This is a genomic window from Priestia sp. SIMBA_032, assembly GCF_046535215.1.
Lineage (GTDB): Bacteria > Bacillota > Bacilli > Bacillales > Bacillaceae_H > Priestia > Priestia aryabhattai.
Genome location: NZ_JAWRXD010000006.1, coordinates 230,762 through 256,016, shown reverse-complemented (window position 1 = coordinate 256,016; position 25,255 = coordinate 230,762). Strand labels below are relative to the sequence as shown.

The following is a 25,255-nucleotide window of genomic DNA, read 5'->3' as shown; positions in this document are numbered from 1 at the left end:
ACCCCCTACTTGATAGGATTGGGAATGAATGAAGGTCTTATTTTTGTTCGTTAAGACCTTTTTCCATCGCTTTCCACGCTAGTGTTGCACATTTAATACGCGCAGGAAATTTTGCTACACCTTGAAGTGCTTCAATATCTCCTAAATCTATACTATCATCATACTCTTTACCTTGCATCATGTCAGAGAAGATATGGGCCATTTTAAACGCTTTGTCTACTTCTTGACCTTTAATTGCTTGTGTCATCATTGAAGCTGATGACATTGAAATTGAACATCCTTCACCTTCGAACTTTGCATCCACCACTTTGCCGTCCTCTACTTTTAAAGAAAGTTCAATGCGGTCTCCGCACGTCGGGTTATTCATATGAATGTTCACAGTATCTTCATTCAACGTTCCACGATTACGCGGGTTTTTATAATGGTCCATAATTACTTGACGATAGAGAGTATCTAAATTATTAAAAGCCATTTGTAAAATACTCCTTCGTTTTTATTAATGATGACACCAATTTATCTACTTCTTCTTCCGTGTTATACAGATAGAAGCTTGCACGTGCAGTAGAAGATACGTTTAAATATTTCATCAGCGGCTGCGCACAGTGATGACCTGCACGAATCGCAATTCCATCAGCGTCTACTACTGTCGCAACGTCGTGCGGATGCACATCTTCAATGTTAAACGTCACAACACCCGCTCGCTCTTTCGGTCCGTAAATCGTAATTCCATCTACTTGCGATAAGCGATCCAGTGCATATTGCGCTAGCTTGTGCTCATGTGCTTGAATATTATCTAAACCAACTTCTTCTAAGAAATCAATCGCTGCACCTAAACCAATGGCACCTGCAATGATTGGCGTACCTCCTTCAAATTTCCAAGGAAGCTCTTTCCACGTTGATTCGTATAGGTTTACGAAGTCAATCATTTCGCCGCCAAACTCGATTGGTTCCATTTTTTCAAGAAGCTCTTTCTTTCCATAAAGAGCACCGATTCCAGTCGGTCCGCCCATTTTATGTCCAGAGAAAGCAAAGAAATCACAGTCTAAATCTTGTACATCCACCTTCATGTGAGGCGTACTTTGCGCACCATCCACAACCATTACTGCACCGTTAGCGTGTGCAATTTCTGCAATTTCTTTTACTGGGTTAATTGTGCCCAATACGTTAGATACTTGCATAATCGATACAATTTTTGTGTTAGATGTAATCGTGCTTTTTACCTCTTCTAGTGAAAGTGCATGATCTTCTGTTAATGAAATATATTTTAACGTTGCACCTGTTTCCTTGGCAACTTGCTGCCAAGGAATGATGTTACTGTGATGTTCCATATAAGTAATCACAATTTCATCACCAGGTTTAAGATTCGCACGGCCATAGCTTGCAGCTACTGTATTAAGAGCTGTCGTTGTACCGCGCGTAAAGATAATCTCTTCCGTTGATTTTGCATTAATAAACTTACGAACCTTTTCACGAGCTCCTTCGTATCCGTCTGTTGCTCTTGTACCAAGCGTGTGAACACCTCGGTGTACGTTTGAGTTGTATTCTTTGTAATACTTCTCAATCGCTTCAATTACAGCAAGCGGCTTTTGTGAAGTTGCTGCACTGTCTAAATAAACGAGTGGGCTGCCATTTACCTCTTGGTCTAAAATAGGAAATTGTTTACGAATATCAGAGATATTCATTATCGAACTTTCCTTTCAATTAAATCCGTTAATTGTTTTTTAACCGTTTCGATTGGCAACTCGTTTACAACTGGTGCTAAGAACCCGTGAATAACTAAACGTTCTGCTTCTGTTTGTGGAATACCGCGGCTCATTAAGTAGTAAAGCTGAATTGGATCTACGCGTCCAACAGATGCAGCGTGTCCTGCTGTTACATCGTCTTCATCAATTAGAAGAATTGGGTTTGCGTCTCCACGTGCTTTTTCACTTAACATTAACACACGAGATTCCTGCTCAGCGTTTGATTTAGATGCACCGTGTTCAATTTTACCGATACCGTTAAAGATTGAAGACGCGCTTTCTTTCATAACGCCGTGTTTTAAAATGTAGCCTTCAGAATGTTTTCCGAAGTGTACGATACTTGTTGTTAAGTTTTGAGACTGCTCTCCACGTCCAACTGTTACCGTTTTTGTATCTCCATATGAACCGTCGCCCATTAGATACGTTGTATTTTCTGAAACTGTATTTCCTTCACTCATTAAGCCTAAAGCCCACTCAATGCGACCATCTTTGCCCGCTACGCCGCGGCGGTTCACATAAGTAGTTGTGCCTTTAGCTAAGTAGTCAACAGCTCCAAACGTTACTTTTGCATTGCTGTTAGCGAATACTTCCGTCACGATATTGACAACACCGTTTGACTCTTCAGCAGTAGCAATGTAGTTTTCTACATATGTTACTGAGCTGTTGTCTTCAGCTACAACAATCACATGGTTGAATAAAGCTGCTTCTTCATCTTCGCGGACAAATACAGCTTGAAGCGGCTCTTGTACTTCTACATTTTTAGGAACGTATACAAATACACCGCCGTTTAATAACGCTGCGTTTAATGCAGTTAAACGGTGCTCATCTACTTTAACTCCGTCTTTCATGAAGTACTTCTCAACAAGGTCGCTATGCTCTTTAGCAGCTGTTTGAATATCTGTGAAGATAACACCCTGAGACTTTAGCTCTTCTGTTAACGTTGAGTATGCAGCTGTTTGGTCACGCTGAACATATAGATTTTTAACAGCTTCTGTATCAATCAATGCTTTAACCACTTCTGGAAGCTCTTCTACAGATGAGATTGTGCTTGCCTGTGAAGCGTGCTTGTCAAAAGCAGTAAAATTCCATTTCGAAATGTTTGTTTTATCTGGCTTTGGAAGTGCAAGATCTTCTGCTTTCGCAAGAGCTTGTAAGCGAAGATCTAGCAGCCAACTTGGTTCATTAGCTTCTTTTGAAAAGCTGCTGATGTACTCTTGATCAAATGGTAATTTCGTATCAATAGTCATAGAGATCCTCCTAACTCTTAAGCTTCTTGCTCTACAGTTTCGTCTTCAATACCTAATTCTTGTTTGATCCAGTCATAACCTTCTGCCTCTAGACGCTGTGCTAATTCTGGTCCGCCTGATTTTACAACGCGACCTTGCATCATAACGTGAACTTTATCTGGCGTAATGTAGTTTAATAAACGTTGATAGTGAGTAATCATTAAGCAACCGAACTCGCTGCCGCGCAGTTCATTAATACCTTTTGATACAACTTTTAACGCATCGATATCTAAACCAGAGTCGATTTCATCTAAAATTGCAATTCCTGGTTGAAGCATCATTAATTGAAGAATTTCGTTACGCTTCTTCTCACCGCCAGAGAAACCTTCATTTAGGTAACGCTGTGCCATGTCTTGATCCATTTCTAAGAAATCCATGTTTTTGTCTAATTGACGGATGAATTTCATTAGTGAAATTTCTTCGCCTTCTTCACGACGAGCATTAATTGCTGAACGTAGGAAGTCTGCATTTGTTACACCGCTGATTTCACTTGGATATTGCATCGCTAGGAATAGACCTGCACGAGCACGCTCATCTACTTCCATCTCAAGTACATCTTCGCCGTCTAGCGTGATGCTTCCTTGTGTAACCTCGTATTTAGGATGCCCCATGATTGCTGAAGATAATGTTGATTTACCAGTACCGTTTGGTCCCATGATTGCATGGATTTCGCCGCCCTTAACTTCTAAATTAACACCTTTTAAAATTTCTTTACCTTCAATTGCAACATGAAGATCTTTAATTGTTAAAGTTGACCCTGCCATATTAAAACCTCCAGTTATAGACGTATATAGTAAAAAACGATATACCTATATCTTTTTAATTATTCTCATTTTATTCTCATTACAATCTTATAACAAATGAAAACTTATAGCAACCTTTTGACCCAAAAGGTTTTAAACCATTATGTACGTTTTTTAAGACTAAATCCACTCATAAAAAAGTTGCCTTAAAAGACTCTATAGAGCCTTCTAAGACAAGCTTTTTACCCGCTTTATTTACTTAGTGCGTGTGGCTAGTCAGTTCTGAAACACACTCTTGGACAAGCGTAACGGACTGACTCATCGCTGCGCCTCCGCCAAATGCTGCTGATACTCCGCATGCTTCTAAAATTTCTTGCTCAGTTGCACCTTGATCAATGCAGCCTTTTGTATGATAAATCATACAGTACTCGTCTTGAGCTACTACGCTGATCCCTAACGCGATTAACTGCTTTTCTTTTTTAGAAAGAGAACCTTCTCCAAAACATGCTTCAGTAAACGCATTAAACGTTTTTGTTACTTCCGGCAATTTTTCACTAAATTTCCCAACACCCATTTTATAGTCATGAAGTGCTTGCTCAGTTGAATGACGTGCTTCTTGCTGCATAACGTCAGCTCCCATCATCAGTAAAGTTTTCACGGTTAGTATGCGTGAGAAAAATAAGAGTTATTCGTTTTGCCGCATACAAAAAAAGCACTTGCCCACTCTGGGCAAGTGCTTTTCTTCTATTATTTATTTACCGGCAATACTCCGCCTTTGTATTTTTCTTTAATGTAATCTTGAATTTCTTTAGAGTGAAGAACTTTTACTAAAGCTTTCACTGTATCTTTATTTTCGTCACCTTTGTGAACCGTAATGATGTTTGCATAAGGGTTATTTTCTTTGCTTTCAACTGCGATTGGATCTTTTACTGGATCTAAACCAGCATCGATAGCATAGTTAGCATTGATAACAACAGCATCACCTTCATTATTTTTGTACATTTGAGGTAACAATCCGCCTTCAACATCGGCTTTAAATTTTAAATTTTTAGGGTTTTCTACGATATCTTTAATTTGTGCATCTATTTTCTTTACGCCTGGCTTTAATTTGATCACGCCAGCTTTTTCAAAAATCGATAAAATACGTCCTTGCTCAGCTACCGCATCACGCATAATAACTGTACCGTTTTTCGGAAGATCTTTTAAGCTTTTGTATTTTTTAGAGTAGATACCAATTGGTTCAATGTGAATAGCACCGGCACTTACGAAATCATACCCTTTTTCACCCTTGTGATCTTTTAACACTGAATTCATATAAGGAACGTGCTGGAAGTAGTTTGCATCAATTTCATTGTTTGCAAGAGCTGTGTTCGGTAAGATGTAATCTTGGAATTTTTTAATTTCTAAGTCAATTCCTTGTTTTTCTAAAATCGGTTTTGCTTGTTCTAAAATTTCAGCATGAGGCGTATTAGATGCACCCACGACAATTTTCTTTTCATCTTTTGATCCATTGTTAGATCCACACGCAGCTAATCCCACTACTAGTGCAGATGTTAACGCTAAAGCCGAAAGCCATTTTTTCATAATAAATAATCCTCCCTTTATCTTTTATCAATTTTTGCAGTAATCGCATCTCCAATAAGTTGGATAATAAATACAATAATCAAAATTAAGATTGTAGCGGCTAGCGTTACGTCATTATGACTGCGCTGGAATCCTTCTAAATATGCAAGGTTTCCAAGACCTCCGGCTCCAATCACACCCGCCATTGCCGTATAGCCAACTAATGCAATCGTTGTTACCGTCAAACCGGAAATTAAAGCTGGCAGCGATTCAGGTAACAGCACTTTAAAAATAATGGTGCTTGTTGTTGCTCCCATTGATTTAGCAGCTTCAATCACACCTTTATCAATTTCGCGCAGACCAATTTCTACAAGACGCGCATAAAATGGTGCTGCTCCAACAATTAAAGCAGGTAACGCTGCATTAGCACCTAAAATACTTCCTACCAATGCTTTGGTAAATGGAATCAGTAAAACAATTAGAATAATGAATGGAATGGAACGAAAGATATTTACAACCGCTGACACAATGGCATATAAAGGTTTGTTTTGCCAAAGCTGTCCTTTGGACGTTAAAAATAAAAGCAAGCCCAATAAAATACCTAGAACAAATGTGGCTACAACTGAAATAGCCGTCATATATAGTGTTTCATTTGTCGCTTGAATAAAATCATCTAAAATAACGTTTGGAAATAGTTTCTCAAGCATTTGTCATTACCTCCACTTCTACCTGCTGCTCATGAATGTATGCAATGACTTTTTCAACTTCTGTTAATTCTCCGTCTAAATGAACAAACAACGTCCCGTATGAACCTGTTTGTGTGTGAGAAATCTTTCCTTGCAAAATATTAATCGTTACATCAAACTGTTTTAAAATCGTTGTAATGAGCGGCTGCTCTGCTTTTCCGCCAACAAACGTCAGCTGAATAATTTGCCCGCTTGGATACAGCTCTTTCACTTGTTCAATCGTTTCAAACGTTTCCTCTGGTTCAGAAATCTGTTGAACGAATCGTTTCGTAATCGGCTGCTTAGGTTTTCTGAATACTTCTAGCACTTGTCCTTCTTCTACTACTGCCCCATTTTCCATAACGGCTACTCGATGACAAATTTTACGAATGACGTGCATTTCATGAGTAATCAATACAATGGTTAACCCTAGCTTCTCATTAATATCTACTAACAGATCTAAAATAGAATCTGTCGTTTGAGGATCAAGCGCTGATGTTGCTTCATCACAAAGCAATACTTTTGGATTGTTCGCTAGCGCTCGAGCAATACCAACGCGCTGCTTTTGTCCACCGCTAAGCTGTGATGGATAAGCATTTTCACGACCTTCAAGTCCAACTAGCTTAATGAGTTCGTCTACTCGTTTCATTCTTTTTTCTTTTGAAATCCCTGCTATTTCTAACGGAAAAGCAATATTTTCTCTCACCGTACGCGACCACAAAATATTAAAGTGTTGAAATACCATACTAATTTCTTGTCTAGCTTTTCTGAGTTTTCTGCCTTTAATTTTTCCAATATCATTACCTGCTACTTCAACCGTTCCTGTCGTTGGTGTTTCTAATCCGTTTAGCAAGCGAATCAAAGAACTTTTCCCCGCTCCGCTATAACCAATAATTCCGTAAATTTCACCTTGGTTAACGGTTAGATTCACATTATCAACAGCTGTTACTTGACCGCTTTTGGCCTGATAAATTTTCGTAACGTCTGTTAATGTAATCATATTTCTTCACCTTCTTTAATAAAAACTTAATTATGTTAGGTTGCCCTATAGGATGAAAAAGCCTTAAAACAATTTTCCACATTAAAAAAGCCTCTCTGCGCATGACAGAAAGGCTCGATATTTAATCCTTTCTCTCATCTTTCAAAGCGCATAGCTTTGCAGGAATTGGCACCATTTCAGTTAGTCTGACGGTTGCCGGGTTTCACAGGGCTCAGTCCCTCCACCTCTCTTGATAAGAGTTCGCAACAATTATTTTGTTTTTGGGAAATATTCATTCATTTATGAACATTCATGAGTGTGATTTTAGCATGTGTCAGATAGGCTGTCAACAGATTTTGTTCTTGGGATAATATCCCAAGATTTCAACAACCCCAACGGTTCGCTCTCTTTCCATTTCTTCATTTTAAACAAACGTTTGATTATCGAAGCTCCTCGAGTACGTGCTCGATGGAATGAAACGCGTAGAGTTTTTTTACCATTTCACCATTTTCCACTTCAATCAAACAAGGTACGCTTTCAATTGAAAATAATTCTGCTTTTGAAGGCATATAATTTAAATTGCTCATTCCGATGGTTACATCCGGCAGCATCGCTTCTGCCACGGTTAACATTTTTTTTGCCAGCTGACATGTTCCGCAAAAAGGCGTATGGAAAAAGATAAACGCTCTTTCTCCTTCTTTCAACTGATCATCAAGCTGTTTTTCGCTCCATTCTTGCATGTTGCTCATTCCTTTTATGTTAAAAATTCTGCATTAACATCGATATTGGCACTCAGTAATACTGTTGCTATGTGATGTCTAGGGGCGGCAGCAACTTCTCGGTACATTTTATCAATATATAGATGCTCTGCTTCCGGAAGCTCTCGTTTAAATTGTTTTCTTAGCTTATTCCCTGAATCATCAGAGTCAACGAGTATGTATACCTCTTTATTAAACGTACAGTCAATAATTTCATCCAGCTTTGACAAACTAATCGTACCGTTTGTACAAATAATTTCAATTGGTTCTCGAATGATATCTTGAATACGTTTTTTATCTGATTTTCCTTCGACAATAATTACTTTTTCAATTTCAATTAGCCCCATTTTCATCACCCATAATCGTCAGTTGTATAGTAACATCATTTCTTTATGCTATACAATATTCGTTAATGTATCACAGTTCACCTGTTTTTTAAAAGAAATTTGCAAGAAAGAACTGTTTTAAAAGGCAGCTTAGGCCATATTGTTTCCATAAAACAAGAAAAACAGCGGCAGTTGCCACTGTTTAGCACCATCCTGCTTCTTCGTCGCAGTCTGTATATTTTTGCGTTTCACCTTGTTTTTGTACGTCCGTATATTGATAAAACTTATTATTTTCTTGCGAATATCCTTCTTCAAAGCGGTATTCATTGCCGCTTGTTCCGTAACTAACTTCACCAATTGGCTGCTTATCAACATATAATTTCATACCACCGTCATGAAATTTAGCTGTAACGCGATCTGTAACGTCCATTTTTTGTTTTTCAAACATAAAAAGACACTCCTTTAGTTTGTTTACTAATAGAGTGTCCAGTCAAAAATTTTTCATAAAGACAATTTATGGAGGAATATTATCCTTCGTTTGTCATTTCTTCGTATTGCTCTGCTGTCATTAGCTTGTCTACTTGAGAAGAATCAGATGGTTTGATTGTAATCATCCATGCTTCCTCGTATGGAGATTCATTAACAAGTTCAGGGCTATCGCTTAAGTTGTCGTTTACTGCTACAACTTCACCGCTAATTGGTGCATAGAGCTCAGAAACTGTTTTTACTGATTCAACGCTGCCAAACGGCTCGTCAGCTTCTACTGTTGCTCCTACTTCTGGCAGTTCAACGAATACGATGTCTCCAAGCTCAGCTTGAGCGAAATGTGTAATACCTACGCGGACAACGTCTCCTTCTGTTTTTACCCATTCATGCTCTTCAGAATAACGCAAATCTTTTGGTGTACTCATCTTAATCCCTCCAAAATATGTATCGTAATTTGTTTATATAAAAAGCGCCTTCAACGTGGAGAACACTTTCTACAACCTAAAATAACTTCCTATTAACAGTGTAACGTAAAAGGTAAAAATTTTCTATTTGAAAACTCACTTCCACACGTCTTCAAACTGCTCTTCTTTGAAACCAAGCGTTACTTTTTGTCCATCTGTTAGCAGCGGACGCTTAATTAACATGCCATCTGACGCAAGAATAGACAGAAGTTCATCTTCACTCGCACTGCTTACTTTATCTTTAAGCCCTAATTCGCGATATTTTTTACCGCTTGTATTAAAGAATTTTTTTAATTCTAAGCCGCTGTTCTGATAATAAGACTGCAGCTGCTCTTTTGTTGGCGGGTTTTCTACAATATGAATTTCTTCATACGCTACTCCGTTATCATCCAGCCACTTCTTTGCTTTTCGGCACGTCCCACACTTTGGATATGAATAAAAAAATAATGACATTTCGTCAACCACCCTTTATTTTAAGCTTTTTTCGTATTTTAACACATCCTTTATCATTTACCTAGATAGAGGCTTCTTAAACAAAAAGGAGCTCGCAAAACGAGCTCCTTTTTCCTTAAACTGTGAACTTCTCTACTTCTAGAAGCGTTTTCGCAATCTCACGCTTTACGCTAATCACATTGATTGGTGTATAGCGCGTTAACTTGCGAAGAGACGAAAGCATGACTCTAAGCGTATCACCTTGTTCAACGCCAATTAACGTTTCTTTTGCATCTGCTTCGATTCGATTAAATGCTTCTTGGCAAAATACTTGGGTATACTTTAATTTTAAGCTATTCTGATCTGTTCCTGTTTTGGAAATAGCTTTTTCAGTACGTAAAACAGTAGATTCCATTGCATATGCGTTACTGATCATATCGGAAATATTAACGAGAATTTCTTGTTCTTTCTCTAATTCTTTGCCATACTTTTGTGCAGCTAATCCCAAAAGCAACAGCGCAATTTTCTTCCCGTTTTGCACAAGCATTTTTTCTTGATCTAACGGCTCATTTCCTACTTCCTGCGGCATAAGCATCATCAATTCTTCTTGAAGCGTTTGTGCTTTTTGAAGCAGTGGAAGCTCTCCTTTTAGCGCTTTGCGTAAATATGTGCCTGGTACTAAAAGACGGTTAATCTCATTTGTTCCTTCAAAAATACGATTAATGCGAGAATCGCGATACAGACGCTCAATTTCATACTCACTCATAAAACCGTAGCCTCCGTGAAGCTGCACGCCTTCATCTACAATGTAGTCAAGAGCTTCCGTGGCAAACACTTTATTTAATGAACATTCGATAGCATATTCAGCAATGGAAGCAGCAATTTGCTTTCCGTCTTTTTGCTGTTCTTCTGAAAGCTGGCCCATATGGTCTTCAAAAAGTCCTACCGTACGATATACGGAGCTTTCAGTTGCATACAATTTAGAAGCCATTGTGGCTAACTTTTCTTGTGTTAATGAGAATTTAGCAATTGGCGTTTTAAACTGCTGACGCTGATTAACATATTGAGACGTAATTTCTAATGCACGTTTTCCTGCTCCAACTGCTCCAACTCCAAGCTTATAGCGCCCAATATTTAAAATGTTAAACGCAATTACATGACCTTTTCCAATTTCACCCAGAACGTTTTCTTTTGGAACAAGCGCATCTTCAAGAATTAATGTTCTTGTTGATGAACTTTTGATTCCCATTTTCTTCTCTTCCGGTCCAACCGAAACGCCTGGGAATTCGCGCTCCACGATAAAAGCAGAAAATTTATCGCCGTCGATTTTCGCATACACCACGAACACATCAGCAAATCCAGCATTCGTAATCCACTGCTTTTCTCCATTTAACACATAGTGTGTGCCTTCTGCGTTAAGGCGAGCCGTTGTTCGAGCACCAAGAGCATCGGAACCAGAACCAGGTTCAGTTAACGCATATGCTGCTATTTTTTCCCCAACTGCTAAAGCAGGTAAATATGCTTGTTTTTGCTCTTCTGTTCCAAATAAGACGATTGGCAATGACCCGATTCCTACGTGAGCACCATGAGTGATGGAAAAACCGCCTGCTCGAGACATTTTTTCAGCAATTAAAGCAGAGGTAATCTTATCTAAACCGAGTCCACCGTATTCCTCCGGTACATCTGCACCAAGTAAACCTAATTCACCAGCTTGTTTTAATAACTTTACAGAGCGCTCAAACTCATGCTTTTCTAGATATTCCACTTGTGGAAGAACTTCATTTTCTACAAATTCATCTGTCGTCTTGGCAATCATCTTTTGTTCAGATGTATAATCCTCCGGCGTGTAGACGCGGCTTGCATCGCCTTCTTCAATTAAAAAGCTTCCGCCTTTAATCATTTGTTTTGTTTTATTTGACATGTTCATATCCCCCTTTGAAATGATTATGCTAACAACTCAAATACACCAGCAGCTCCCATTCCTCCGCCAATACACATGGTGACAATTCCAAACTGCTCATTCCGACGCTGCATTTCGTGCATTAAGCTAAGAGTAAGCTTAGCTCCAGTACAGCCCAATGGATGACCTAAGGCAATAGCGCCTCCGTTTACATTTACTTTATCTTCATTAATATTTAATTCACGAATAACGCCGAGTGCTTGAGAAGCAAATGCTTCATTCAATTCAAACAACCCGATATCAGAAAGCTCCAGCCCTGCTAGTTTAAGAGCTTTAGGGATGGCAGCGACCGGGCCAATCCCCATTACTTCAGGCGGAACTCCTCCAACTGCAAATGAGCGAAACTTAAGCAAAGGCTTTAAGCCTTCTGCTTCAGCTTGTTCTTTATCCATTAGAAAAACGGATGCAGCTCCGTCACTTGTCTGCGAAGAGTTTCCAGCTGTTACGGATCCTTTAATCGAAAAGGCTGGCCGAAGTTTCCCTAATACGTCCGCAGTTGTGCCAGGACGAACTCCTTCATCTTGAGAGAACATCAGCTTTTGTTCACGGAGCTTATTGTTTTCATCGATTTTTCGAAGCGTCACTTCCACGGGAACAATTTCGTCGTTAAACTTCCCTTCTTGAAGCGCTTTTGCTGCTTTTTGATGGCTGCGTACAGCAAATGCATCCTGGTCTTCACGTGAAATGCCGTATTTCATCGCCACTTGTTCTGCTGTATGTCCCATGCCCATATAATACTCCGGCGCATTTTCAACCAGCTGAACATTCGGACGCGCTACGTTTCCAAACATCGGAACAAAACTCATTGATTCTGCTCCTCCAGCTAATACTGCTTTGGCTTGCCCTAGCATAATTCGTTCTGCACCGTAGGCAATACTTTGCAAACCTGATGAACAATAACGATTAATCGTTATTGCTGGCACCGTATAAGGCAAACCTGCAAGAGCGCCAATATTTCGAGCCATATTTAAACCTTGTTCTGCTTCAGGCATCGCACAACCAATAATTAAATCATCAATTGGTCCTTCGTATCCGCCTGCTCGGCGAAGAGTTTCTTTAACCGCAATGGCTCCCAAATCATCAGGTCTAACACTTGCCAATGAACCTTTTTTTGCCTTTCCGACCGGTGTCCTAGCACCTGCTACAATAACTGCTTCTCTCATTTTTTCTCCTCCTTAATTGCGCAGTGGTTTTCCTTTAACTAACATGTGCTGCATACGTTCTTGAGACTTCGCTTCTCCAACCAGGCTTAAAAATGCTTCTCTCTCTAAGTCCAGCAAATACTCTTCATCAACTTCCGAACCAAACGCTACACGTCCTCCAGCTAACACAAATGCTAACTGACTAGCAATTTTATAATCATGTTCTGATATATATCCTGAATACTTCATGGATTGAGCTCCTAGCAGCAACGTTGCATATCCTGTTTCTCCAACGACAGGAACCTTAGCTTTTACAGGCGGTTTATAGCCCGTGTCATGTAAAGCAAGGACGGAGCTCTTCGCGTCATTCAGCAAGTGATCTCCGTTTACGCTGATGCCATCATGGCGATTTAAAAAGTTTAGCTGTCTAGCTTCTGCAGCAGAAGCTGATACTTTTGCAGTAGCAATTGTTTCAAATGTTTTATTCGCAATTTGCTGAAGATCGAGCGTTACACCGTTAGGTAAACCACTTAACTGTTTGATATAAAGCTCCTTGTTACCTCCTCCGCCAGGAATTAACCCGACTCCTACTTCTACAAGGCCCATGTAAGTTTCAGCAGAAGCTTGAATTTTAGCTGACGGCAAGCAAATTTCTGCTCCGCCTCCAAGAGCCATTGCAAACGGAGCTGCAACAACCGGCTTCTCATTGTATTTCACCTTCATCATTGCCTGTTGAAATTGTTTAATAACAAATTCAATTTCAAAATAATTGTCATCTTGTGCTTCCATTAAAATCATAGCTAAGTTAGCGCCAACGCAGAAATTTTTCCCCTGATTTCCTATGACCAGCCCTTTATAGTTCTTATTCACTTCTTCAAGAGACTGATTTAATAAGCTGATAATATCTAGCCCAATTGCATTGTTAGGAGAAGTAAACTGCAGGCACGCCACATCATCTCCTAAATCAATTAAACTCGCTCCGCTGTTTTCTAAAATGACATTATTTTGAGAGCGTAAAGATGACAGGTGAATCACCTTTTTATTTTCTTTTACCGCTTTATACTCATCATCTTCGTAGTAAAGCGTTTGACCTTCCATTTCTTTATAAAAGCTTGTAAATCCGTTTTCCTGCATTTGTTTTACCCACTGCGGAATTGCTAAGCCCTCCTGCTCCATCTTCTCAATTGATTTTTCTAAACCAATTGCATCCCAAGTCTCAAACGGACCCAGTTTCCAGCCAAACCCCCACTTCATAGCTTGATCAATAGCCACGATATCGTCGGCAATTTCATCTTTTAACTGAGCTGCATACACAAGAACGGGACTGATGATGTTCCAAAGAAGCTGCCCAGCACGATCATCAGCATATATAAGCGCTTTCATTTTGTTTTGCAGCCCTTTTGCCTGCTTGCTTAATTCCGTAGAAGCTGTTTTTAACTTCTTTCTCTCGACGTATTGAAGTGTACTAGGATCAAGTTCTAGAATTTCCTTGCCTTTCTTTAAAAAGAAGCCTTGCCCCGACTTGCTTCCTAGCCAGCCATTTTCCTGCATTTGTTTCATAAATAAAGGCACATCGAATACTTCTTTTTCTTTGCCTTCCACTTTTTCAAACACATTGTTGGCCACATGAATAAATGTGTCTAGTCCCACTACGTCTAACGTTCGAAACGTTGCACTTTTTGGTCTTCCAATTAAGGGACCCGTCACAGAGTCAACTTCTCCCACGCTGTAATTACCTTTTAACATTTCTTGAACGGTCACAAGTAAACCGTACGTACCGATACGGTTGGCGATAAAGTTAGGCGTATCTTTTGCAATAACTACTCCTTTACCTAATACATCTTCACCAAACGTTTTCATATATTCAACAATTTCTGATTTTGTCTCATGAGTTGGAATGATTTCTAATAACTTTAAATAACGCGGTGGATTAAAAAAGTGCGTTCCTAAGAAATGCGCTTTAAAATCTTCTGAGCGTCCTTTGGCCATTTCATGGATGGATATTCCCGAAGTATTTGAACTTACGATACTTCCTTTTTTTCGCACACTGTCAATTCTTTCAAACAGCTGCTGTTTAATATCAAGACGTTCGACTACTACTTCAATAATCCAATCGCACTCACTTAACTGCTGCAAATGATCTTCAAAATTCCCTGGCGTAATTAACGATAGTGACGACTTAGACGTTAAAGGCGCCGGTTTTTGCTTCGTTAATTTAGCTAGAGCAGTTGTACTCAACCGATTTCTCACTTGCCTATCTTCAAGCGTTAGCTGTTTTTTTTCCTCGTCTGCTGTTAATGAAGTTGGAACCACGTCTAGCAAAAGCGTTGGAATTCCTACATTTGCTAAATGAGCTGCAATTCCAGAGCCCATAACTCCTGAACCTAAAACGGCGGCTTTTTTTATGTTCATAATTATCCCCACATCCCCTTTAATATATTGAATGAATGGTCATTCATTTTATGTGTAAAAAAAGAGAGTCACAGTTAATCTCTGTTTTTACTATAAAACATTTTTTAAATTTTCGCAATATATTCACAATATTATCTCTAACTATTTTTAATGTGTTTGGTTATCTTAATACACAGGAGGTGATTTTGTGAGCAAATTAAAGAAGGATCCATCGTCAGCAGGCGTAAGCGCAGCAAGCGTTAAAGGAAATGCTGGACCGGTTAATGAACCGCACGGTCGCGGCAAAAAGACATCTCAAAACCAACAGTACACAAAGCATAATACTCAAGGACATTAACCTCAAAATCGAACATGAGTAATCGAATCATGTTCGATTTTTGATTATTTCTTACTTTGTCATCACGACCATTTCACTATTATTTTTTTACGATTCCTTTTAAGACAAATGCGACGTTTGCAGGTCTTTCTGCAAGGCGCCTCATAAAATACCCATACCAGTCCGTTCCATAAGGAACGTAAACTCTCATTTTATATTGTTCTGCTACGAGCTGAACTTGCCTTTCTGATCGAATGCCGTATAGCATCTGAAATTCAAACTGATTCATTGAAATTCCATGCTTTTTAACAAACTCTTTTGTATACTGAATGATTCGTTCATCGTGAGTAGCAACTGCTGTGTAGTGGCCGTTTAATAAGTGAAGTCCAATGATGTTCTGAAAGTTTTCGTCAACGTCTTCTTTATCAGGAAACGCCACATCTGCCGCTTCTTTGTACGCTCCTTTCACTAACCTTAATTTAGGAGCATAAGCATCTAATTCACGGACGTCACTTTCTGTACGATATAAGTATGCTTGAAGCACAGTCCCTACGTGTTCATACTCATTTTTTAATTGTTTAAATAGCTTAATCGTCTTGCTGCAGCGCTTATAGTCCTCCATATCAATCGTCACAAATACGCTATATTTTTCTGCTTCTTCAAGAATACGCCGCATATGATGAAGCGCTAAATCTTCTGAAATATCCAGTCCCATAGACGTTAATTTTAAAGAAATTTCTGAATCTAATCTTTCTTTGTGTATAAGGTGGATGGCCTTTATGCATTGAGCCGCTGCATGATCGACTTCAGCTTCACTTTCCACAAATTCTCCCAGATAATCAATCGTTACTTTTAACCCCTTTTCATTTAGCTTTTTTATCACACTAACCGCTTCGTCGATGGTTTCTCCTGCAACAAAACGTGCTGCTCCAAAACGTAAGCCATAGCGCTTAGCCAGCTTTGTTAACTTTTTGCTTTTTGATAACAATAAAAAAAAGTTTCTTATCGTTTGTTCCAAAGCAACCCCCCGCCTTCACTTGTCATACACCTCACAAATTTTATTTAATTATCATTAATTTTACCATTTTTTAAACTAGATAGATAGGCACCCTTTATTAACATATGCATACAAAATCAAAAAGCGACCGAGAGCTTTTTGATAAAAAAACATCCATCAGCTTTGTGATGAATGTTTTTATTCTGGTTTTCGCTGTGCCGCTCGATGCGCTTCATTCAGCTCTTTTATTTCCTTCACAATCTCGACCATTTCCGCTTTTGCTTCTGGATATAATTGATTCCAATGCTTTGTTAAAGGCGGCATAGATTTTGAGATATGGTTGTAAAGTGCCCACATTTTCACTTTTCCCTGCAGCTGCTCGTCACTTTCACCCACCATTAGTTCCGTATACTTTTCAATCAAACCGTCGAATTGATCTTGAAAGGTTTTATTCATGCACAATCACTCCTTTCTTTGGTTTACAAATAACCGGACACGTTCGACAATAAGTCTCTTTAGCTCCTGTTTGGTAAGACAGACAGCACGTTTGCCGAACTCTTACCTCCTGCTTTTGCTTCTCTACATATTGAGGAAGTGGACTGTACCGAGCAAGTGGATTATGATGATATGAACCAAATTGATGTCCCTCAGCTTCTTCTAACACGTACTGTAAAACTTTTTGCACTTCCACATTGTCTATTTCTTCATTTGCTAAAAGCAAATCGTAAAGCCAGTGGATATAAACAGCTACGTTTTCCCACAGCGTCAGCTTTGAAATTTTTGTTACTTTACACAGTGCTGACCATATCGGCTCAATTTGATGAGTAAACAATTCATCAAGAAGTTCATCAAGAAGAATTTTCCGATTGCCCTCTGTTACTTCTATTGTCTCAATTTCTGAGATAAACACTTTTGGAAGCCACATCGTTTCAGCGTCTTCTGTATGCAACAAAACATTTTCAGTCGATGCGTTTATCTTTTTTTGAAACACAATAAATGAATACAAAGCCGCCACCGCAACAAAGCTATATCGCTTCGCTAACATGGAAGCAGCTGCTCTCAAGTTAGCAGCCTCCATCGTCTGTTGAATCCATAGCAACTCCACTCTCAGCGTACTTTCATCCATGCAGCTGGAGGGAGACAACCTATACAGCGAGTTATCTTTAAACGTACAGCGAAATTTTTCTGCTAACTCGCTTTGCTCTTTCTTATTGAGCATGCTGCGTTTCAACGCGCAGCTTATTCACAATACACCGTCCGCGCCCATGAGGAATACAAAGAGGTGTTCCAAATAACGGATCCACCGTCACTTCACAGTTCATATTAAAGACTCGCTGTACTAAATCGCAGTTAATGACTTCTTCTGGTCTTCCTTGTGCATAGATTTTTTTATCTTGAAGCGCCACAATATGATGAGCATAGCGGCAGGCTAGGTTTAAATCATGCAGCACCATTACGATGGTACGATTTTCTTTTTCATTGAGTTCAAACAACAAGTCCAAGATCTCAATTTGATGCGTCATATCTAAATACGTTGTTGGTTCATCAAGTAAAATAATATCCGTATCTTGCGCTAATGTCATGGCAATCCATGCGCGCTGACGCTGTCCTCCGGAAAGCGAATCAACTTGACGATCAGCCAAGTCTGCTAAACCTGTGGCTTCAAGCGCGTTTTGTACTTTCTCTTCATCTTCTTGAGACCACTGACGGAACCAATTTTGATACGGATAGCGCCCTTGCTTAACAAGCTGCAGCACAGTCAATCCTTCAGGTGCAACAGGACCTTGCGGAAGGATTGCTAGCTGCTTTGCAATTTCCTTTGTAGGAAGAGAGGAAATTTTAGAGCCTTCTAGTAAAATAGAGCCGGCATGTGGCTTTAATAATCTTGCTAGTGAACGCAGCAGCGTAGATTTTCCGCATCCATTACTGCCGATAAAAACCGTAATCTCACCCTTTGGGATGGTAACGTCAAGCTCATCTATAATCATCGCTTCTCCATATGATAATGTTAGCGATTTTGTTTCTAATGAATGCATGCGAATCGCTCCTTCTACAAAGAATGCTATACGTTTCTTTGTTTGTATAGTAAATAAATGAAGTACGGTGCGCCAATTGCAGCTGTAAATACACCTGCTGGCACTTCGATTGGCAAGAAGAATGTTCGGCCAATTAAATCTGCTGCTGTGATTAAAATCGCTCCGATTAGTGCCGATAGTGGTATTAAAGCTCCGAATGATGAACCTACAAGCTTTCGGGCAATATGTGGAGCAAGTAATCCTACAAAGCTAATTCCGCCTGCAAATGCAACGGCGCTTCCTGTTAAAGCTGTGCTCATCAGCAATAGTGCCAATCGATTTTTTTGAACGCGACTTCCAACGTTAGTCGCAATTTCTTCACCTAATTCTTGAACATTTAAATTTCGAATCATTAAAATTGTGATTATAACCAGCCCTATTGTAACAGGAACTAGTACGGAAACACTGGCCCAGTTTGAGCCATACACCGTTCCCGTAATCCAAATATTTGCCTGACTGGCGCGATAGATAGGACCCATAATCATAAACAGCGTGGTCATAGCTTTCGTTAACGCTGTTAATCCAATTCCTATTAATACTAGTGTAATAGGAGAGACGCCATTTTTCCAGGCAAACACATAAAGTAAAAGCGCCACTGCCAATGCACCTAAAAATGCGCTAACAGGCATCCAATTAATACTTACGGTTAACGAGTTGCTTTTATCACTAAATAGTGTCAAAAATAACACCACACCGACTGACGCTCCTCCTGTTAGTCCGATTAAATCTGGTGAAGCAAGCGGATTTCTCACAAGCCCCTGCAAGATAGCACCGGCAATGGCTAAACAAATACCGGCACAAATGGCAACGATAATGCGCGGAAGTCTAAAGGAGGTAACAACTAACCGTTCAAACTCCAGTCCATGCCCCGCTAAAATGTTAATCACACGAAAAGGATTGATAAATAAATCACCCGTACCTGCACTTACCAAAAAGAGTGCAACAAGGACAGCTGAAAATCCGATAATGATTAGAGCAGCTTTTATATTAACTAAAAATGAAATTCTCTTTAAACGAAGAGATAAGTATGTTTTCATGACGCCTTCGCCCCTTTCCTTGCCATATAGATAAAGAAAGGTGTACCAATAACAGCAGTCATGACTCCAACAGGGATTTCTTGAGGCATAATGACGTACCTTGCGCCAACATCAGCTAATAAAATTAAAATCCCACCGACAACCGCACTATAGGGAAATACCCAGCGATAATCTTGTCCTACAATTGCTCTTACAACGTGAGGAACAATGATTCCTACAAAGCTAATCGGACCGGCTACTGCAACGGCTCCCCCGGCTAAGATTGCAATAATGATTCCGCTTATAATTTTGACAAGAGCCGTTCTTTGACCTAATCCTTTAGCTACATCTTCACCAATCGTTAAAATATTAATTTTTGAAGCGATAAAAAAAGTAACAATAATTGCTGGCACTACATAAGGCAGTATGCCATACAGCATTTCCACCTTGCGTCCTTGCACAGACCCAGCCAGCCAAAAGAGAACTTGATCAAGCGAAGATTCATCCACAGCCAGCAGTCCTTGTGTTAAAGAAGAGAAAAAGGCTGCAATAGCCGCTCCTGCGAGCGTCAGTTTAATAGGCGTTAATCCTTCTTTTCCGATGGACCCAAGAAAATAGACAACCACTACGGTTAATGCCGCTCCTACAAATGCAATCCATGTAAAAGCTTGAAGTGAATTGACCGAAAAAATCATCACTGCAACAACAATAAAAAAGCTGGCCCCAGCGTTCACACCAATAATATCCGGTGAAGCAAGTGGGTTTTTCGTTAACGCCTGCATCATTGCTCCTGCAATTCCTAAACAAATACCTACCACAGCACCGATTATAGCGCGCGGCAATCGAATATTTTGAATAACTATGTGCTCATTCGAACCGTTAAACGCTTGAAAAGCTTCAAATGCTGTTTTGATATTTGTATCTGTGTATCCCAGTACGATACTTAATCCAATACAGATTAAAAGCAGCATGATTCCAATGATGAGCCCCATTACTTTCATTTGAACACTGCGTAGCATCATTTTCATTGCTCTCCTCTAAGATGATTCCTATATATATCTAACCTTTAGTTTAGGAAACATTGAAAAAAGTGTCAATGATTTTGAGAATCATTTTCATTTTTTAATTGACACCGCTTAAAAGTTAGAATATTATCTTAATTGTTAATGAAAATCATTATCACTCACAAGGGGGAAAAGACGTGAATACATATCGTAAAAGCAAGTTGTCATATTTGTTATCCATTCTTACCATTATGACACTGCTTGTGCTGGCAGCCTGCGGTAATTCAAACAGCGCTGACGGCGATAAAAAAGAAAAAACTGAGGGTTCTGGCGAAACTTATACAGTAAAACACGCAATGGATAAAACAGACATTAAAGGAACACCTAAACGAGTGGTCGTTTTAACAAACGAAGGTACTGAAGCTCTTCTTGCAATGGGTGTAAAGCCTGTTGGTGCTGTTCAATCATGGTTAGGAAATCCGTGGTATGACCATATTAAAGGTCAAATGAAAGGCGTTAAAAGTGTAGGTACAGAAAGCGAGCCGAGCTTAGAAGCAATCGCTGCTTTAAAGCCTGACTTGATTATCGGAAATAAGATGCGCCAAGAAAAAGTTTACGATCAGCTAAGTCAAATTGCTCCGACTGTATTTTCTGACGAGCTGCGCGGAGACTGGAAATCAAACTTTAAGCTATATGCAAAAGCGGTAAATAAAGAAGAAAAAGGCAAAGAAGTATTAGCGGACTACGACAACCGCGTAGCGGGTTTAAAGAAACGCCTTGGTGATCAGTTAAAACAAAAAATCTCAGTTGTACGCTTTACAGCTGGAGACGTTCGTATCTATCATAAAGATTCGTTCTCAGGCGTTATTTTAGATCAGCTTGGCTTTGCTCGCCCTGAATCTCAAGACAAGGATGATTTTGCGGAAATGAATGCAACAAAAGAACGCATTCCCGCAATGGACGGCGATCAGCTATTCTACTTCTCTTATGAAACAGGAGACGGTGAAGCAACAAAGCTTGAAAAAGAATGGATAAACGATCCTCTCTTTAAAAAGCTAAAAGTGGCTCAAGAAGACCATGTTCATAAAGTAGATGATGCTACTTGGAATACAGCAGGCGGTGTGTTAGCAGCTAATATCGTACTTGATGATATTGAAAAAATCTTCTTAGATAAAAAACAATAATAATATGAAAGAAAGAGCTTCGACGAATCGAAGCTCTTTTTGCATGCATAATGTATTTCCTTTCATCGCACACTAACCGTGGTCTCACTTTATTAAATAGGAGTGGTGAAAATGAATTCAAAAAAACAGCCTAAAAAGCAGCCAGATACAAATGAAATGGCTGACCGTCAGTTCGAAACAGAAGATTATAACCGACAAGATGCGCTCTCACAAGGTCTAGCAGAAACACATGAGCAAGTAAGCGATGCCTATCAAGAAGGATCATTTGAAGATACAGATCGTTAATAAAAAAAGAGCTGACTCTAAGTCAGCTCTTTTTTTATTTTGAATGCTGCCATGCCGTTTTAGGCAATGACATGGACATCCACTGCTGGCGCTTTGATTTATCAATCGTCACCTTCTTTGCTTTAATTCCTTGTTGAATCAGCTGTTTCATTAGTTTATCAATTGACTTCATCGCTATTCACCTCAAAAGCGGAAATTTGTCTTGCTTCTACTCTTTTACTTTTTTGCGCTTAAACTTCATAAAAAATTCATAGACAATTGGAACGATAATGAGCGTAAGCAGCGTAGAACTTGTTAGTCCTCCAATCACGGTAACCCCTAGCCCTTTTGAAATAAGGCCTCCACCTTCAAATCCAAAAGCTAATGGAAGCAGTGCACCAATCGTTGCAATAGCTGTCATTAAAATCGGGCGAAGACGTGTCATTCCAGCTTCTAGTAAAGCTTCACGCGTTGAAAGACCATCTTGCTCTTTATGAATCACGCGGTCAATCAGAACAATCGCATTGGTTACCACAATTCCAATCAACATAAGAGCTCCGATCATCGAAGAAATACTAATCGTTTCCCCAGAGATTAAAAGCGCCACTAGCGCACCAATGAGTGTAAATGGAAGTGAGAATAAGATAGCAAATGGCGCTAAACCTCCACCAAATGTCAGTACAAGTACGAAGTACACGATACCAATAGCTGCGAGCATGGCAATTCCTAATTGACTAAATGAGTCATTAATTTGCTCTGATGCTCCTCCAAAGTTAATATCCATATCACTTGGCAAATCAATTTTCTTCACTTCTTTTTGGACGTTAGAAGAAACGCCTCCTACATCGTCACTCTTAATATCGGCACTTACCTCTGCATAAATCTTATTATCACGGCGCGTTACCGTATTCGATGTCTTCCCTTCTTTAATGTCTACAACTTCATTTAATGTAACTTCCTGTCCAGTTTGAGAGGTCACTTTTGTGCTTGAAAGTTCGGCAAAAGTAGAAAAATCCTCTTTTTCTTTTGGTAGGTACACGTTAATTTCGTTTCCGTCTTTTTGAATAGTTGTTAATACTTCACGCTGTCCAAGGTTGGAAATTTGCATGCCGATTTGACTAGCAGACAAGCCGAGTTCAGCGGCTTTCTTTTGGTTCGGTACTAACGTATATTCATCAAACGTATCTGAAAGCGTAGAATCGACATTTTTCAGTTCTTTATGCTTTTCTAATACATGCTGAACTTTATCAGCATAAGGTTTGATTTCATCTAAGCTATCTCCGTAAATCAGGACGTTTAATGAATTATTGCTGCCGCTAGACGCCGTATTCATTGAGCCCCATTCACCTTGATTCGCTTGTTTATTAAGAGCCTTTAATACTTTATCCTGCTCTTTATCAAAGTTTTGTGTATCCTCGTCATATTGCACAAATGTTAAAACGTTATTTTTGCTTCCCGGATTAAAAGAGTTACCTTCACCGAACGAATACTGAACCGTTTTGACACCATCTCGCTTCATCAAGTACGCTTCTGCACGATTTGCTGCTTTTTCTACGTCGCTTTGAGACTGTCCGGCTTTCGGTGTATACGTAAGCGTCAGCGTTTTTTCTTGATCGGATGATAAGAAGCTCACTCCAATAGAAGGAACTAAGAATAAACTTCCTACTAACAGTAGTACGGCTAACCCAAAGGAAATAAGCTTATGGTTTAGCGTCCAGTTCAAAATCCGCTTATATCCGTGCGCTAGTTTGCTTGGTTTTTCTTCTTTTATTTTTACGTTTGTTTTAAATAACGAATGAGCAAGCATTGGCACAAGTGTTACTGCTACTAGCAGTGATGCTAACAGTGCAAAAACAACCGTTAACGCAAACGGTAAGAATAGCTCTCCTACCGGTCCTTCTACGAGACCTAACGGTAAGAATACGGCCACGGTTACGACTGTAGAAGAGAAAATTGGAACAAACATCTCTTTCGTCGCCGCGACAATTAAATCTTTTCCTTTAAGCTTTTCTTCCTGATAAGCCATGCGGCGGTAAATATTTTCAATAACGACAATGGAATCATCTACAACCCTTCCGATGGCTACAGTCATCGCTCCAAGCGTCATAATATTTAAAGAGATATCCATTGATTTGAGCGCCAAAATGGCGATTAATAACGAAAGTGGAATCGAAATAACGGCAATAATCGTTGAACGAATATCACGTAAAAACAAAAGAATAATAATAACCGCAAAGACCGCACCGATAATAGCTTTATTTAGCATCGTATGAACAGAATCTTCAATCGGTTTACCTTGATCAAAAATATTGTCAACGTGAAGGTCTTTATTTTTCTTTTCTAGGCTATTCATTTTTTCTTTAATATCATTTACAACATTTACTGTGTTCGCATCCTTCGCTTTGACAACTTGTACAGCAATTGAAGGCTTGCCGTTCGTGCGAGAAATGGATTCTGCTTTCCCCGTCACTTTAATATCCGCAATTTCTTTTAATTTCACAGTTGGAATCGAAGCTGCGGACGACGCCTGCTGCACGGCTCCTTGTGTCTGCTGCTGGCTCATTCCTTGTTGCTGACCTTGAGCAGCTCCTTGACTAGGCACAGCTGGAATCTCTAAGTTTTCCAATTCTTTTTCTGTTGTCATCTTTCCATCTACCACAACAGATTTTTGAGATCCATCCATCGTATATGTACCAGCTGGCACTTTTGCATCAGATGCTTGGATCAGCTTTTTCACCGTATCTTCATCGAGTCCCAGCTGCTTGAGCTTGTCTTGTTTGAATACAAGTTCTGCTTCCTCAACTTGTTCTCCTGACACGCTGACCGAAGAAATTCCTTGCACTTTTTCAACTTGTGGAACAACGGTATTTTTTACATACTTCGTTAATTCTTCTAATGATTTTTTATCATCTGAAACACTTAATGAAATAATCGGAAAATCACCGATGCTTTGTCTTGAAACATTTGGTTCCTCTACATCATCTGGCAGATCCACGTTTGAAAGAGCTCGTCTAACCTCGTCTTCTGCCTTCTCCATATTTTTACTAAAGCTATATTCAACTTGAATGGTAGCCATATTTTCATAAGAAGACGAGCTAACTGTGTCAACACCGCTCAGTCCCTGAAGCTTTTGTTCAATCGGCTTACTCACCTTGTCTGCCACTTGTTCCGGAGTGGCTCCCGGATAAGTTGCACTGACTGTTACAACAGGCGTTGAAATATCAGGAATAGTCTCTAGCTTCATATTAAATCCTGAATACAGCCCTGCAATAATAACAAAGAGTGTTAACAGCCATACTGCAAATTTATTTTTCAATGAAAATTTAATAAACTTCCCCAATGCATATCCTCCTTCAAATATATGTATACTAATAAAATTGA

At 39.5% G+C, this 25,255-nt stretch carries 27 protein-coding genes and 1 riboswitch; of the genes, 3 read left to right on the top strand and 24 right to left on the bottom strand.

Annotated elements, in window-relative coordinates:
• Positions 1-37 precede the first annotated feature (37 nt).
• The 16 genes from sufU to SB717_RS20485 all read right to left on the bottom strand — a co-directional run bounded on the left by sufU (position 38) and on the right by SB717_RS20485 (position 15,021).
• Positions 38-472 carry a Fe-S cluster assembly sulfur transfer protein SufU gene (gene sufU, locus SB717_RS20560; protein ID WP_013085338.1) on the bottom strand — a complete coding sequence of 145 codons (435 nt, stop codon included), beginning with the start codon at positions 470-472 and terminating at the stop codon, positions 38-40.
• Complete coding sequence (locus tag SB717_RS20555) at positions 462-1,682, bottom strand: cysteine desulfurase (RefSeq protein ID WP_013059645.1); 1,221 nt, start codon at positions 1,680-1,682, stop codon at positions 462-464. The genes sufU and SB717_RS20555 overlap by 11 nt, the downstream gene beginning before the upstream one ends.
• Positions 1,682-2,989 (bottom strand): Fe-S cluster assembly protein SufD, encoded by a 1,308-nt coding sequence (sufD, locus tag SB717_RS20550; protein WP_013085340.1) that lies wholly within the window; start codon positions 2,987-2,989, stop codon positions 1,682-1,684. The genes SB717_RS20555 and sufD overlap by 1 nt, the downstream gene beginning before the upstream one ends.
• A 17-nt stretch (positions 2,990-3,006) precedes the next feature.
• A complete protein-coding gene (sufC, locus tag SB717_RS20545; RefSeq protein ID WP_013059647.1) occupies positions 3,007-3,792 on the bottom strand; it encodes a Fe-S cluster assembly ATPase SufC in 786 nt (261 codons plus the stop codon).
• 238 nt (positions 3,793-4,030) lie between these two features.
• Positions 4,031-4,396: a carboxymuconolactone decarboxylase family protein gene (locus SB717_RS20540; RefSeq protein ID WP_016765828.1), complete on the bottom strand. Its 366-nt coding sequence runs from the start codon at positions 4,394-4,396 to the stop codon at positions 4,031-4,033.
• 122 nt (positions 4,397-4,518) lie between these two features.
• Entirely contained in the window at positions 4,519-5,355 is an 837-nt protein-coding gene (locus SB717_RS20535) for a MetQ/NlpA family ABC transporter substrate-binding protein (protein WP_013059649.1), read from the bottom strand.
• 17 nt (positions 5,356-5,372) lie between these two features.
• On the bottom strand, positions 5,373-6,041 hold the full coding sequence (locus tag SB717_RS20530) for a methionine ABC transporter permease (protein ID WP_016765829.1): 669 nt from the start codon (positions 6,039-6,041) through the stop codon (positions 5,373-5,375).
• Positions 6,034-7,059, bottom strand: a complete 1,026-nt coding sequence (locus SB717_RS20525; RefSeq protein ID WP_074681666.1) for a methionine ABC transporter ATP-binding protein — start codon at positions 7,057-7,059, stop codon at positions 6,034-6,036. Before SB717_RS20525 ends, SB717_RS20530 begins: the two co-directional genes overlap by 8 nt.
• A 131-nt stretch (positions 7,060-7,190) precedes the next feature.
• Positions 7,191-7,298: riboswitch (SAM riboswitch) on the bottom strand.
• Positions 7,299-7,478: 180 nt separating this feature from the next.
• On the bottom strand, positions 7,479-7,778 hold the full coding sequence (locus SB717_RS20520; protein ID WP_033580445.1) for a thioredoxin family protein: 300 nt from the start codon (positions 7,776-7,778) through the stop codon (positions 7,479-7,481).
• 14 nt (positions 7,779-7,792) lie between these two features.
• Positions 7,793-8,143 carry a toprim domain-containing protein gene (locus tag SB717_RS20515; RefSeq protein WP_025752660.1) on the bottom strand — a complete coding sequence of 117 codons (351 nt, stop codon included), beginning with the start codon at positions 8,141-8,143 and terminating at the stop codon, positions 7,793-7,795.
• A 181-nt stretch (positions 8,144-8,324) separates the two neighbouring features.
• On the bottom strand, positions 8,325-8,570 hold the full coding sequence (locus SB717_RS20510) for a YusG family protein (RefSeq protein WP_013059654.1): 246 nt from the start codon (positions 8,568-8,570) through the stop codon (positions 8,325-8,327).
• Positions 8,571-8,649: 79 nt separating this feature from the next.
• Complete coding sequence (gene gcvH / locus SB717_RS20505) at positions 8,650-9,033, bottom strand: glycine cleavage system protein GcvH (RefSeq protein WP_074681668.1); 384 nt, start codon at positions 9,031-9,033, stop codon at positions 8,650-8,652.
• Between the two features lie 135 nt (positions 9,034-9,168).
• Entirely contained in the window at positions 9,169-9,525 is a 357-nt protein-coding gene (locus SB717_RS20500) for an arsenate reductase family protein (RefSeq protein ID WP_013059656.1), read from the bottom strand.
• A 115-nt stretch (positions 9,526-9,640) separates the two neighbouring features.
• Positions 9,641-11,425 carry an acyl-CoA dehydrogenase family protein gene (locus SB717_RS20495; protein ID WP_182006508.1) on the bottom strand — a complete coding sequence of 595 codons (1,785 nt, stop codon included), beginning with the start codon at positions 11,423-11,425 and terminating at the stop codon, positions 9,641-9,643.
• 23 nt (positions 11,426-11,448) lie between these two features.
• Positions 11,449-12,627 carry an acetyl-CoA C-acetyltransferase gene (locus tag SB717_RS20490; RefSeq protein WP_014457877.1) on the bottom strand — a complete coding sequence of 393 codons (1,179 nt, stop codon included), beginning with the start codon at positions 12,625-12,627 and terminating at the stop codon, positions 11,449-11,451.
• Between the two features lie 12 nt (positions 12,628-12,639).
• On the bottom strand, positions 12,640-15,021 hold the full coding sequence (locus SB717_RS20485; RefSeq protein WP_410904589.1) for a 3-hydroxyacyl-CoA dehydrogenase/enoyl-CoA hydratase family protein: 2,382 nt from the start codon (positions 15,019-15,021) through the stop codon (positions 12,640-12,642).
• A gap of 184 nt (positions 15,022-15,205) precedes the next feature.
• Between SB717_RS20485 and SB717_RS20480 the strand changes: the two genes are divergently transcribed.
• A complete protein-coding gene (locus SB717_RS20480) occupies positions 15,206-15,355 on the top strand; it encodes a YuzL family protein (RefSeq protein ID WP_013059660.1) in 150 nt (49 codons plus the stop codon).
• Between the two features lie 79 nt (positions 15,356-15,434).
• On the opposite strand, the gene SB717_RS20475 is transcribed toward SB717_RS20480, so the two are convergent.
• The 6 genes from SB717_RS20475 to SB717_RS20450 all read right to left on the bottom strand — a co-directional run bounded on the left by SB717_RS20475 (position 15,435) and on the right by SB717_RS20450 (position 20,444).
• Positions 15,435-16,352, bottom strand: coding sequence for a proline dehydrogenase family protein (locus SB717_RS20475; RefSeq protein ID WP_074681674.1), 918 nt, complete (start codon positions 16,350-16,352; stop codon positions 15,435-15,437).
• Between the two features lie 177 nt (positions 16,353-16,529).
• On the bottom strand, positions 16,530-16,787 hold the full coding sequence (locus tag SB717_RS20470) for a YusU family protein (protein ID WP_410904570.1): 258 nt from the start codon (positions 16,785-16,787) through the stop codon (positions 16,530-16,532).
• Positions 16,780-17,436: an IucA/IucC family C-terminal-domain containing protein gene (locus tag SB717_RS20465; RefSeq protein ID WP_410904569.1), complete on the bottom strand. Its 657-nt coding sequence runs from the start codon at positions 17,434-17,436 to the stop codon at positions 16,780-16,782. Before SB717_RS20465 ends, SB717_RS20470 begins: the two co-directional genes overlap by 8 nt.
• A gap of 103 nt (positions 17,437-17,539) precedes the next feature.
• A complete protein-coding gene (locus SB717_RS20460; protein WP_013059664.1) occupies positions 17,540-18,367 on the bottom strand; it encodes an ABC transporter ATP-binding protein in 828 nt (275 codons plus the stop codon).
• Between the two features lie 26 nt (positions 18,368-18,393).
• A complete protein-coding gene (locus SB717_RS20455) occupies positions 18,394-19,443 on the bottom strand; it encodes a FecCD family ABC transporter permease (protein ID WP_098621246.1) in 1,050 nt (349 codons plus the stop codon).
• Entirely contained in the window at positions 19,440-20,444 is a 1,005-nt protein-coding gene (locus SB717_RS20450) for a FecCD family ABC transporter permease (RefSeq protein WP_074681682.1), read from the bottom strand. The genes SB717_RS20455 and SB717_RS20450 overlap by 4 nt, the downstream gene beginning before the upstream one ends.
• A 179-nt stretch (positions 20,445-20,623) precedes the next feature.
• Between SB717_RS20450 and SB717_RS20445 the strand changes: the two genes are divergently transcribed.
• Positions 20,624-21,610 carry an ABC transporter substrate-binding protein gene (locus SB717_RS20445; RefSeq protein ID WP_410904568.1) on the top strand — a complete coding sequence of 329 codons (987 nt, stop codon included), beginning with the start codon at positions 20,624-20,626 and terminating at the stop codon, positions 21,608-21,610.
• A 111-nt stretch (positions 21,611-21,721) separates the two neighbouring features.
• On the top strand, positions 21,722-21,895 hold the full coding sequence (locus SB717_RS20440) for a YozQ family protein (protein WP_013085357.1): 174 nt from the start codon (positions 21,722-21,724) through the stop codon (positions 21,893-21,895).
• A gap of 34 nt (positions 21,896-21,929) precedes the next feature.
• Here SB717_RS20440 and SB717_RS20435 read toward each other — a convergent pair whose 3' ends face one another.
• Entirely contained in the window at positions 21,930-22,067 is a 138-nt protein-coding gene (locus tag SB717_RS20435; protein WP_014457868.1) for a hypothetical protein, read from the bottom strand.
• Positions 22,068-22,103: 36 nt separating this feature from the next.
• Positions 22,104-25,214, bottom strand: a complete 3,111-nt coding sequence (locus SB717_RS20430) for an efflux RND transporter permease subunit (RefSeq protein WP_410904567.1) — start codon at positions 25,212-25,214, stop codon at positions 22,104-22,106.
• Positions 25,215-25,255: the final 41 nt, after the last annotated feature.